The sequence below is a fragment of the Enterococcus sp. AZ177 genome (genome assembly GCF_050544585.1).
Lineage (GTDB): Bacteria > Bacillota > Bacilli > Lactobacillales > Enterococcaceae > Enterococcus_L > Enterococcus_L plantarum.
The window spans coordinates 3,126,215-3,137,774 of the sequence record NZ_CP172944.1; the positions used below are offsets into that span (position 1 = coordinate 3,126,215).

10 protein-coding genes are annotated in these 11,560 nt (G+C 33.1%); 1 reads left to right on the plus strand and 9 read right to left on the minus strand.

Features of this window, described 5'->3' with window-relative positions:
• Positions 1-74 precede the first annotated feature (74 nt).
• The 3 genes from IGJ34_RS15330 to IGJ34_RS15340 all read right to left on the minus strand — a co-directional run bounded on the left by IGJ34_RS15330 (position 75) and on the right by IGJ34_RS15340 (position 2,160).
• Positions 75-758, minus strand: a complete 684-nt coding sequence (locus tag IGJ34_RS15330; protein ID WP_069653557.1) for a DUF1129 domain-containing protein — start codon at positions 756-758, stop codon at positions 75-77.
• A 100-nt stretch (positions 759-858) separates the two neighbouring features.
• Entirely contained in the window at positions 859-1,959 is a 1,101-nt protein-coding gene (gene ychF / locus IGJ34_RS15335; RefSeq protein ID WP_069653556.1) for a redox-regulated ATPase YchF, read from the minus strand.
• Positions 1,960-1,962: 3 nt separating this feature from the next.
• Positions 1,963-2,160, minus strand: coding sequence for a DUF951 domain-containing protein (locus IGJ34_RS15340; protein ID WP_025870734.1), 198 nt, complete (start codon positions 2,158-2,160; stop codon positions 1,963-1,965).
• A 391-nt stretch (positions 2,161-2,551) separates the two neighbouring features.
• Here IGJ34_RS15340 and IGJ34_RS15345 point away from each other — a divergent pair, with 391 nt between their 5' ends.
• Positions 2,552-4,063, plus strand: coding sequence for a helix-turn-helix domain-containing protein (locus tag IGJ34_RS15345; protein WP_430597803.1), 1,512 nt, complete (start codon positions 2,552-2,554; stop codon positions 4,061-4,063).
• An 89-nt stretch (positions 4,064-4,152) separates the two neighbouring features.
• On the opposite strand, the gene IGJ34_RS15350 is transcribed toward IGJ34_RS15345, so the two are convergent.
• From IGJ34_RS15350 to IGJ34_RS15375, 6 genes are all read right to left on the minus strand, one after another.
• Positions 4,153-5,256 carry a tyrosine-type recombinase/integrase gene (locus IGJ34_RS15350; RefSeq protein ID WP_069653554.1) on the minus strand — a complete coding sequence of 368 codons (1,104 nt, stop codon included), beginning with the start codon at positions 5,254-5,256 and terminating at the stop codon, positions 4,153-4,155.
• A gap of 390 nt (positions 5,257-5,646) precedes the next feature.
• Positions 5,647-6,882 (minus strand): hypothetical protein, encoded by a 1,236-nt coding sequence (locus IGJ34_RS15355; protein ID WP_206849706.1) that lies wholly within the window; start codon positions 6,880-6,882, stop codon positions 5,647-5,649.
• 78 nt (positions 6,883-6,960) lie between these two features.
• Positions 6,961-8,139, minus strand: coding sequence for a DUF916 and DUF3324 domain-containing protein (locus IGJ34_RS15360; RefSeq protein WP_430597804.1), 1,179 nt, complete (start codon positions 8,137-8,139; stop codon positions 6,961-6,963).
• A gap of 331 nt (positions 8,140-8,470) precedes the next feature.
• Positions 8,471-9,610: a hypothetical protein gene (locus IGJ34_RS15365; protein ID WP_069653550.1), complete on the minus strand. Its 1,140-nt coding sequence runs from the start codon at positions 9,608-9,610 to the stop codon at positions 8,471-8,473.
• A gap of 16 nt (positions 9,611-9,626) precedes the next feature.
• On the minus strand, positions 9,627-10,442 hold the full coding sequence (locus tag IGJ34_RS15370; protein ID WP_069653549.1) for a hypothetical protein: 816 nt from the start codon (positions 10,440-10,442) through the stop codon (positions 9,627-9,629).
• A 34-nt stretch (positions 10,443-10,476) separates the two neighbouring features.
• On the minus strand, positions 10,477-11,304 hold the full coding sequence (locus IGJ34_RS15375) for a helix-turn-helix domain-containing protein (RefSeq protein ID WP_069653548.1): 828 nt from the start codon (positions 11,302-11,304) through the stop codon (positions 10,477-10,479).
• Positions 11,305-11,560: the final 256 nt, after the last annotated feature.

Sequence of the window (11,560 nt, forward strand, 5' to 3'; positions counted from 1 at the left end):
TACTTGGTTAAAGAGTCAAAAAGAGTCTTAAACAAAACGCTCATCAGCTCTGTTTAAGACTCTACTATTATTCTTTAACGCGCTAAACTGCTGCGCATATTGTATTTTTTCTTTAATAAGTAACGAGTACCTAAAGCGATACCTCCAATAATGATCACAATTACAGGGTCTAACACAGGATTGATAATTGGTGGCAACATTGCAGAACCCGCAAAGACAACGAGCCATAGAAGCATCGCTCCAACTAAGATCAAACCAGTTTTGAACCAACCAGGACGCTTTGATTTGTCGACTCCTGGACGATCATATTGATAGACATATTTATACATTAAATAAAATACATATCCTCCAGCCATCGAGGCTAGCACCAGTGTCAATAGACCCAATGGTTGTGACTTTCCTTTCGACCACATCATCATAACTGAGAACATGATTGTCATTACGCCAAATAGTAATAACGTATTATCCAGCCACATTAAAGCTGGAGTAGATTCAGGCAGTTCTTCTGGTTTATTTAAGATAGACTCCGTACGCTCAGCCACTGTTCCGAAAAGCTGACGCGCTGTTTTCCCACTTTTTTGACCTTCCACTAAATGAGGTAGAATATCATGTAAAGCAAGTGTCTGTGCTTCTTCTGAAAGGTTAGCAGCAACTAATGATTTTTTTAAGTCAAAGATATATTGTTCATTTCTCTTTGTCAATTTTTGTTCAAGTTCACGATTTTCTGAAACAATGTCTCGAAGTGTTTCTGATTCCATTTTTTGCGTCCTCCTCGCCCGTGGCCAACGGGTCAATCTTTACCTAAAAAGTATTCTAACACATTTTTTAGGGAGAAAAACAGTTTTTAGCAACTTTTTACTATACATTGAAACGGAAAAGCATAACATCGCCATCTTGAACAATATATTCTTTTCCTTCTAAACGAACTTTGCCTGCTTCTTTCGCTGCTTGCATATTGCCGTAAGTGTTCAAATCATCAAATGAAACCGTCTCTGCACGAATAAATCCACGTTCAAAGTCAGTGTGGATGATTCCGGCAGCTTGAGGTGCTTTAATCCCCTTACGGAACGTCCATGCCCGAACTTCTTGTTCGCCAGCGGTAAAGTATGTCGCTAATCCCAACAGATCATACGCTGCACGAATCAATTGATCTAAACCAGATTCGTCAATACCTAAAGCTTCTAAAAATTCAGCTTTATCTTCATCATCTAATTCAGCGATTTCTTCTTCTGCACGTGCACAAACAACAATTACTTCTGCTTGTTCATTTGCAGCAAAAGTGCGAACTTGCTGTACATATGGATTGTTATCAGAATCTGCTACTTCATCTTCTGACACATTTGCAACATATAAAATAGGTTTGGCTGTTAACAAAAATAGACTTTTAACGATTTTTTGCTCATCTTCAGTAAATTCAACTGTTCGAGCAGACAAGCCTTCTTCTAGAACTGGTTTCAGCTTATCTAATACTGCTAACTCCGCTACCGCATCTTTATCTTTCGTTTTAGCTATTTTAGCAACGCGTGCATAACGTTTTGTAATAGAGTCTAAGTCAGCTAATACCAATTCTAAGTTGATTGTATCAATATCTGCTAACGGATCTACACGTCCTTCAACATGGGTAATATTATCATCATCAAAACAACGTACCACATGACAAATGGCATCCACTTGACGAATGTGACTTAAAAATTGGTTACCCAATCCTTCACCTTTACTTGCGCCTTTAACGATCCCAGCGATATCTGTAAATTCAAAAGTAGTTGGTACTGTTTTTTTAGGTTTCACTAACTCTGTTAAACGTAGCAAGCGCTCATCTGGTACTTCAACCATCCCCACATTAGGATCAATTGTTGCAAACGGATAATTTGCCGCCTCTGCTCCTGCTTTTGTAATTGCGTTAAAAAGGGTAGATTTCCCTACGTTAGGTAAACCTACGATTCCAGCTGTTAATGCCATTGATTATTCACTATCCTTTATCAGTTTTTTTTCCAAAATTTTCTTCATCTTTTTTTCAAAATCACGGCGCGTCATCATAACGATATGACCGCAGTTCGTACATTTTATTTTAATATCAGCACCCATTCGGATGATTTCCCAACGATTTGCCTGACAAGCATGGGGCTTTTTCATTTCTACAATATCACCAAGATCATACATAACAGACATATCCCTTCTAAAATAATCGTCAACTGTCAGAAAACTAGACAGAAACATACAAAGATACAATACCATTTTTTGGGCAATCAAGCAAAACTATTTTATTGACTCGCTTTTTTTATAAATTGAATAAGAAGATATAAAAATAATTGGTGACATTTATCGAAATAAAATGAAAATACGACGAAAATAAAAAGAATTAAATAAAATTGTATTTACCCGGTTTATGTTGGATAATATTGAAAATCTTACTACTCATACTCAAATTTTAATCAGGAACAGTATCCAAACTGGGAGTAGTAACCTCTAACTCAAAACTATTTATGCTAACATGACTCACTAAGTCATAGTTAAACATTATTTCTACACTGATATTTAAAGGAGCCTTATCATGAGAAAATTTGATTTACTAGAAAAATTGGAAATTTATCAAATTGAACTATTAATATACCTGAGCAATGTTGGTGGTACTGCAACAAAAAAAGAACTCTTACAACATTTAGATATAGGGAATTACTTCTTATCAAAGCTACTCGAAGAGTTGATGACCTCAGCCCAAAAATCAAATGGTCGTTTTTCCATCGAATTAGACAAGCAAACAATCATTTTTAAAACGAAACCAGACTACTCTCTTCATACTTTGTACAATGAATTGATCGTCCTTGCACCTAAATATACAATTTTAGAAGAATTACTGCTGTTTGGAACGATCGATATCAATCGTTTAACTGAAAAAATCGGCATTAGCTATTCCACCTACTTTAGAAAAATCAACGAATTAAACGTATTATTAAATGAATTTGATTTAACTATTCAAAATGGTTCTCTAATTGGTCCCGAATTACAAATTCGATTTTTTTGTGTTTCCCTTTACGTTGGTGTAGATTCGGCATACCGATTCAAAATTTCAACTATTGATCCTAGAATTTACGAAACGTTTAATACTATTCAACAGATACTAGATAGCCCAATGTCCGTCCTGGCCCGAAAAAAACTTATTATTTATTTAAGTCTCTTAAAAAGAAGACATGCACAAAAAAATATACAAGATTATAGTCAGCAGGAACCTTTTTTCAGTAATAAATCAGATATTTACAGTCAAAAAAGATTTATACATGCACTTAAAAAGTCTCACTTATTTAAAAAAATCAACGAAGCACTTGAATCATTTTTAGTTTACTACTCGTTTAAAATGCTTCCCAACGAAACTATCTTATTACTTCTCTTCATGCTAGGTGAAGAAATCATTCCTGCTACGTCACATTGTTTAGATGAACTTAATTTAATTGAACAGTCCAGTGATTTTTTTATACGGACTCTGAATAAAGAATTTTTTGATTTTATGAAAACCTGCTATCCAAATACCCACTTAAGCAATTCTCACAAATCAACCCTTCGTTATTACCTAAGTTTTATTAACTACCGACACCTTATCTTTAAAGGACATATTGATTATTTTGGAGAACTAAATTATACAATACATGAAAAAAAGAGCCATTCTGAAATGATTCGCCAATTTATTGCTTACTTAAAAGGAAAATATCCCGTAGTTTTTGTAGACAACACTCATGATAGCGTTCTTATTACAAAATACACTCATGCCTTACTTTTTTATGAAGAGTGTGTCAAAATGAAAATTTCTGTTGGCATCTTTATTGAAGGTGATTTACTAGACAAAAAAAGATTTACAGACCAGTGGATCAACTATATTGGCTTGACCACTTTTGCTCAAGCAGAACCACTAGACCCGAGCCAATTCTATGATCTGGTTATTAGTAATATAGATTGTCCCTATCTTAAAAAAAGAGGAAAAAATTTTTTCTTTTTGACTAATTACAATGAAAAAAAAGACTATTCAGATCTTGATCAGTTATTGAATGAGATTTATTCTTCTTGCTATTAAGATTATTGATTCTCTCTAAAGACCTACTCCATGATTGGAATATAACGTAGGTCTTATTTCTCCTAGCTAGGATCAACCTCTGTTTTACATTAAATAAACTCAAGTTTTTCTACCAGTTGACGTTCTTCTGTAAAAAATGAATTCGTATAACAATCCAATGTCATTTTTGTTGATGAGTGTCCCAACAATGAGCTTATTGTTGCAATATTTCCACCAGCCTCTAAACAGCGAGTCGCAAAAGTGTGCCTTAAAGAATGGAAAGAAAAATTTTCTAAGCCAATTTTCTTTCGAATGATTTGAAAGCGATACGCTATCGTACGAGGCTCTAATGCCTTATGCTTGTTTGAAATAACGTAATCACTAGTTGATACTTTTTGAAGTTCCAGTAAGTTTTTCTTTAGTGATTTAGCAATTGGAATTTTCCGTTGAGAATTCTCACTTTTAGGGGTTATTTCCACAATCTCTGTTTTTCTTCCTGCTTTGTCTTCCGACTGAATTCTAAGTACCGTTCTGTTAACGCCTAATGTGTTGTTTTCAAAATCAATATCTTCCCATTTCAGCCCACAAATTTCTCCAATTCGAAGTCCTGTCTGTAATGCGAGTATAATAGAGAAAAATTTCTGATTTCTATTAATTTCTTTGACTAACTTGGCTTGATCTTTGATGGATAAAGCTTTCACTGTTTTTCTTCTTGCTTTCGGAAGCTCCAGTCCCATACATGGGTTTTCTACCAGTAGGTTTAAAGATATTGCCTTGCCTAAACAATTTTTTAATACAGAAAATATTGATCTGATTGAACTAGCTTTCAATGTCAGATCCATCTCTTGAAGCAAGGAATCAATATCAGATTGCTTTAATTTTTGTAACTTTATTGAGCCAATTCTTGATAATACATGAACATCCATTTTATTTTTATAACTAGCATAAGTACTGCTTTTCACTTTCGGTCGAACAAACGTCTCAAGCCAGTAAGTGGTCCAGTCTAGTAAATTCCCTTCATACGGTAGTAAATTTTTACTGCTATTTGTCTGTTTTTCATACTTCATCAAGATAAGTTGATGCTTTACTTCTGAGTACTTATAGCCATATATATAGCCATAATGAATCTTTCCATTTTGTTGTCTACCTTTTATGTACCGGCCTTCCCAACGACCATCTTTTCTTTTATAAATATTTTCCCCTCTTCTTGCCATAATTAAAATCCTTTCTAAAATTTAATTTAAGAAAATGAAATCACTACAACCTTTTAATTATTTCTATGTTATTTTTACCCAATAGATAATCACATGTTTACAATTGGTGCATTTAATTCCCATTCTCATTTACTTCCAACCAAGCTAAACAAAAATCCGCAAGACGTTTAGTTTTCTTAACTAATTATGCATTATATTGTTTTTTACTTAGTTTCAAAAATTTTCCTAAAAAAGTAAAATTTTGGAAGTAACATGTCAATTTTATTTGTTATACAAACTTTATTTATATAACGTCTTAAGAAAAAGAAAGAGGCCTTATACATTTGAAACTGCTCTAGTTTCTTGTACACCACCCCTTTTTCTTCCAAATACACCTATTAAATATCATGATTATTCATTTACTAAAGTATTGTTGCTTAGCTTTAAAGAACTACTTAAAAAATCTTTTAATACTGCATATCCTTCTAATTTTACCAACATTTCTTGTGAACAATATACCCAGTAATTAAAAATTGTCGGTCCTGTTGCAATTTTTTCTACACGTTCCATAAACAAACCTAACTCTTCGATAAGCTCTCTGCAACTTAGTTTACCAGCAATGATAATTTCTTCTTTTCCTTCTAATTCCAACAACATCCATAAATAATCAATAAACTCTACTTTCGCTTTTAAAGTCAAAAATTGTTTTTTTGGCACCATTCGTTTTTTATTCAATTCTTTATTCTCTGTAAAATACGTTAAAATTTCCATCTCAATTTTGGAGGCATACGCTTTTACATCTTCTTTTTTAGTTGACTCTTGGTTTTCTTTAAGTATCTTTTCTTTGGACGACATCTCTGATGTCCAATTTTTCATTTTTAAAGTTACCTGATATTGTTTGGACCGATCAAAAACAAATTTACGTACTCGAGCTTTTTCTTCTATTTCGGTCTTTTTTGTTATGTGAACTGTACTTTCAAGCTTTGGTTTTGTTTTCTTCACTACTTGTTTTTTTGGTTCAGAATACCTTTGACTATCTTTCATGCTATATTCAGCTTGACTCATTTGCTCTTTGATTGTTTGACTTACTTTAGTGAGTTCATTTTTTAGCAATTCACCAGAATCTAAAACAATTGATTCGCTTTTGGCAAGTCTATTTTCTAAGCCTTCCATTTTTTGGGTTAGCTGACTAAATTTTTCTAAAACGCCATAGAGTTCTTTTTCTTTTCTCTTGTACTCTGCTTCTTTTTCTTTCTTGATCAAATTATCATACGTTTCAATGAGTTCTTTTGCACATTCTTTTAACTCACGCAGATGTTTTATTTGTTCTTCTTCGTAAAACCCTATAGTAAACGTTAATACAATATATGCAGTGGATGTGAAAACATTGATTTTTTTTATAGGCAATTCATCGTTTTTTTTCACCCAGGTTTCATATATTTTTTTTGCGATTTGCTCAAGTTCCATCAATGAGTGAACATCTTTTTTAAAAATCAATTTGCATGACAAGTATGCTTCATGCGGCGTAACGAGATGCTTGTTAAAAAGCTCCACTCCCAAAAGTCTTGGATTAACTTTTCGATGAAGAATGTATTTTTTTATTATTTTCTTCCCCTGCTTTTGGGTATTTCTTTCAGCTACGTTCATATCCTCCAACTCCTAAAACCTCTACACCTGAACTTATTCAGGCTGAGATAATGACCATCCTATTTATACTTTGAAACCTTATCTTTTTAATCTTTTGGAATCTGTAGGACGTTTTTTCCTAGTATCATCATGTTTCTTTCTTTTTACTTTTTTCTTTCGTTGTATGTTTTTATTATTCTGCTCTCGCTTTTTCCTTTTATACGATAAAGCTTCTTCGTAGAGGTTCTCTTTGCGTTTTCTTAAAATCAGTAACAATAATAAGAATAACAATAATAAAACAAATGTAATCACACAAATGATGGTATAAAGCATTATCTTCTCTTTTTCTGATCCAGCCGCAGAATAATCTACTTTTTTGTCTTCAGATTTTGTGATTTCCAGCTCTTTATCCCATTTCCATTCTTGATTCGTCGCTTTCGATTTGGCTGTTAGATTAATTTGATATTTTCCAGTCTGGAATTCTTGTTTTTCATCGTTAATTATAAATGTAAAAGTTGAATTAGGAGCCATTCGATAGCCGGTTACTTTCGTTTTAGTAAACACTTTATCTGAATTTTTTTTGTACACTTCAGCTGTGAAGTCTATATCTTCCAAGTTGATTGCTTGATCATTTTGAATAGTTGCTTTTATACTATTTTGATTTGATTCTTTTAAATAATTGACTTCTACTAAGTTTAATTTTGCTACAACAGGGGTATCTGTTTCAGTTAGTTTAACTGCTACGATATATGTTTTTTTAGATTGTTTTTGATTATTATTTGACTCCTGCGCCTCAATGCCATTTTCCGATGACACAACTTTAATGCCGCCTAATATCATGCCATCAAATTGTTCCTCAGGCATTTGTATATGGACCTTGGTTGTAACTTTTTTTTTGGCAGGAATTGTTAATTCTGCCTCTCCACTCGCAACATCCTTGAATGAAAGACTTAAACTTTTATCTCTTGGAACTATTTTTGATCGATCAGAGTAGTCTATATCTCCTGCATCATTTGTTGTAGCATCATTGATTTGTAAAACAACTTTTTGTTCTTTATCAGAAGTATTAGTCAATTCCAACTTTAAGTCCTGCTTTTGACCTGGGACCATTCTAAGATCATAGTATGTTGCTTCTGAGTTATGTTGATTTTTGGGTAAAATTGGTTTTACTGAAACAGCTAATCCAGTTTGGGATTTAGTAGTCATAGCTATTAGCAATAAAAGAAAAACTCCTATCATTACAACAATCAGGTGAAGTGTTTTTCGTTTATTAATCATTGAATTTTAAACTCCCTACATAGTAAAAATTATATGTACAGATTTGAAAAAAGAATAAAACATAACAGATATGAAAACCAAATGAATAGTAAAGACAAAACATTCTTTCCACTTATTTGTTGCAATTGATCTTCTTAATGCTGATACGCTTTTTTCTTTTATCATTGATGATTCTGCTATTTTGGTGATATTCTTGTTTATCTTATTTTTACCTAATTCGATAATTAAATGCATTATGTAGTGCGGATGGGAAAAGCCAACCATTCCCAATCCTTTTTATTTCTTCAAACAAATTGTGTTATTTCTCTAGAAAACAAAAGAGGAATAAATTTTAATCATCCGCGATTGACTCCTCGTTTAGCACAAATTGTTCAAGTAAGTAGTTTTCTCCCTGGATAAGATCAAAATAAGCTGCTTTATTTAGTATACTGTCATAATCCATCTTCATAATTCGAACATGTGGCTGACGAAACCAAGATTTTTTCTTGATTTTTACTCTTGACTCAATTAGCTTACACTCATCTAAAATCAAGTAAATTTCGTTGGTAGAAACGGAATCTTTGAAGCTCCTTACCTGTTCTCTTTCATAGGTCAATTGATTATCCGAAATCGTCATCTTTTCTGACTTTGTAACTAATTCTTTATTCATCATCCAAGACTGCTCTAGAAATTTAGCTTTTTGTAGAAGCTGAGAATATTCTCTCAAGTCAACTTTTAATATATGATCCCAATCTTCATTCTCATCACTATTTGACTGACTTAGTGTCTTCATGGCTCTAGCTAGATTTTGACGTTCCATTTGATCGATGACAACTTCCAATTTTTTGTTGGCAAGTCGCATTCTTTCTTTGGCGTATCGTTCTCTACTAACAGCTTCTTCCATTTTTACTAAATAGTTTGTACTAGTATCTTCATCACTATATTCTACAATTTCTGCTTCTTTTTCGGAGATAGTATTAGACGGATTAGAGTCTTTCAGCGGTCTGATGAACCTAGTTACAAGCCTTTCAATCTCATTGACAAAAGACTCCAATACATCGTCACTATCACCTATTAACTGCTGATCCAGCGATTGCAGCAAATTGACCATGAAGGGAAATCCAGTGTCTCGATAGGCAATAGGGACAAAATCAATATAGTAAACGACGCGATTATCTTCTTTTTCTTTAGAACCACCGATCCAAGCTATTTGAGGAAAGGTATGAATCAGCTCGTCTAACAATCCAGACCAATCAAGATCTACAAAATCTAAGGTAATCTCTACATGTTTAAAAAAAGAAATTATGGTATGAAATTCTTCAAAATATTCTTCTACTTCTTTTTGAGGGTAGGGGATTCTTTTATTTCGCTTTTGAAAAATCTCTTCGCAAATATAATAGATATCACGCAACATATCATCATCAAAAAGGCGCTCGCCTACTGCTGGAGAAGCGGCTTGATAAATGTCAACCATAATATTTTGATAAACCACTTCTTAATCCCCTCCCTTAATCTAGTGAATGATCAGCTAGTCGGCTTGATTTGTTTAACAAATCCTCCATAAGCACACTTGTCTCACTTTGCAGACGAAGAATCCGTGTATGATAATTCGCAGCTTCTTGATTAATCATTTTCAACTCAATCGAAGCCTCGGACACTGCTTTTTTAGTTTCATGTCTGGCTGCTTCTACTGTTCGATCTGCTTCAATAGTTGCACGTTCAATGATTTGTTGTGCTTTTTCTTTTGCTTCCATCAAAACTTCCGCAATTTGATTTTTCATTTGATCTTGTTGGCGAAGTTGTTTTTCGATTTCAACGCTTCTATTTCGTTCTTCTAACAATTGTTCGTCTAGTTGGGTTCTCAGTTCCTCTGACTGTCTTAATTGGTCTTCAAGTGAAAAGATTCTTTCTTTAGACTTAGATGAACTTGTAAGGCGCATTGTTAATTGATCGATTTCTTGCTGTTTGTTTTCAACTTCTGCCTTCAAGCGCTCTGCCATTGTTTTTTGGCGTTGCATTTCTTTTTGGAACTGTTGGTTTTCATTGTTTAAATGTTCAATTACAGCTGCTTGTTCTTGTTGTGCTTCTTGCTCTTGTCTTCTCATAGTGGTTTCCAAACGCTCTCTTTTAGTTGATGTTTCCGGACGGCTCTTTTTAGGAGGTGCATAAGACTCTTCTTCATATTCGTCATCATCGTCCTCGTCGTCATATTCATCGTATTCATCATACTCGTCCTCGTCGTATTCGTCATACTCATCGTAGTATTCTTCATACTCATCATCATATTCCCTTTTTTTTTTGCTTTTCTTATTAAAAATTGCCAATTCTCCTGCTCCCCTTTTTACATATCTATTTAGGTTAGACGCTACCTACTAGTAGTTCTCTTACTTTTTCATCATTTTGCTCATCTAGTGCTACAAACTCTTGATTCAAGTAATAGCCTATTCCCTTTTTATTTAAAATGAATGGTTCAAAAATCGATGTTTTTTCCATTATCTTTTGCTTGATGCGATTAATCAGATTGCTCAACAAGGCCTGTTTATTTTTTTGTTTAGCATTTGTCCAAATCGCTTCACATAGTGCCTGACTTGAAAAAACTCTTTGATCTGATTCAATAAAATGTTCCAGTACTTGATGTTCTTTTTTTGTCAATGGAATCAGCCAGTTATCGATAATCAATGTTCGGTCCTTTAACTGGAAAGAATATTGTTTTTTTACCTTAACTAATGTTGAAGTCGCTGGTGTGATTCGAGCAGTGACTTCATTATTCATAGAAGAATCTACTGCTCTTTCTTGACTGTTTTTACCTGTACGGTTGGCCGTTTCTTCAAAAATAGCAGCCAGTTTACTTGCTAAATCAGTGACGGATATTGGATAACGAACGAAACTTACATTCGCATTATTCAAATACTTAGATTTGCTAACCTGTTCTGATTCAAATGTTAAAACAACAATGGGTTTATTCAGTAATGCCAAATTATCTAAGAATGACTCTTTTAATCCACTATACATAGATTGCTGATAGATAATAAGATCAAAATTTTGCAGAAAATAGAACTCCTTATCTTTTGGTTGAGTCAATATATCTTTTGAAACCATTATTTCATAATCCATGTTTAACAAACTATTCTGCAACAACCCGTTTGCACTTAGTGTGTCAGTCAATATAATAATTTTTTTCCTCATAAAGAAAATCCTCCTTTTAATTTATATATAGTAAATTCCAACCATTTTCATTTTTTTTTGAAATTCCATAGAAGATAGGTACATGTGATACCGAATTTTTAAATCTTGTACTACATAAAACTATAAATATTAGATATTAGATATTAGATATTTTCCTATTCTTATATAGAATAAGAAAAAATCAGTATGAAATGTGGTATATAAAGATTTCTATTTTCCCTTTGACGGTTGCTAGACGGTCTATTAAAAGAAAAAT

What these genes read in the sequence shown, in the direction of transcription:
- IGJ34_RS15330 (WP_069653557.1), bottom strand. Translation starts at nt 758, where the DNA reads ATGGAATCAGAAACACTTCGAGACATTGTTTCAGAAAATCGTGAACTT.
- ychF (WP_069653556.1), bottom strand. Translation starts at nt 1,959, where the DNA reads ATGGCATTAACAGCTGGAATCGTAGGTTTACCTAACGTAGGGAAATCT.
- IGJ34_RS15340 (WP_025870734.1), bottom strand. Translation starts at nt 2,160, where the DNA reads ATGTATGATCTTGGTGATATTGTAGAAATGAAAAAGCCCCATGCTTGT.
- IGJ34_RS15345 (WP_430597803.1), top strand. Translation starts at nt 2,552, where the DNA reads ATGAGAAAATTTGATTTACTAGAAAAATTGGAAATTTATCAAATTGAA.
- IGJ34_RS15350 (WP_069653554.1), bottom strand. Translation starts at nt 5,256, where the DNA reads ATGGCAAGAAGAGGGGAAAATATTTATAAAAGAAAAGATGGTCGTTGG.
- IGJ34_RS15355 (WP_206849706.1), bottom strand. Translation starts at nt 6,882, where the DNA reads ATGAACGTAGCTGAAAGAAATACCCAAAAGCAGGGGAAGAAAATAATA.
- IGJ34_RS15360 (WP_430597804.1), bottom strand. Translation starts at nt 8,139, where the DNA reads ATGATTAATAAACGAAAAACACTTCACCTGATTGTTGTAATGATAGGA.
- IGJ34_RS15375 (WP_069653548.1), bottom strand. Translation starts at nt 11,304, where the DNA reads ATGAGGAAAAAAATTATTATATTGACTGACACACTAAGTGCAAACGGG.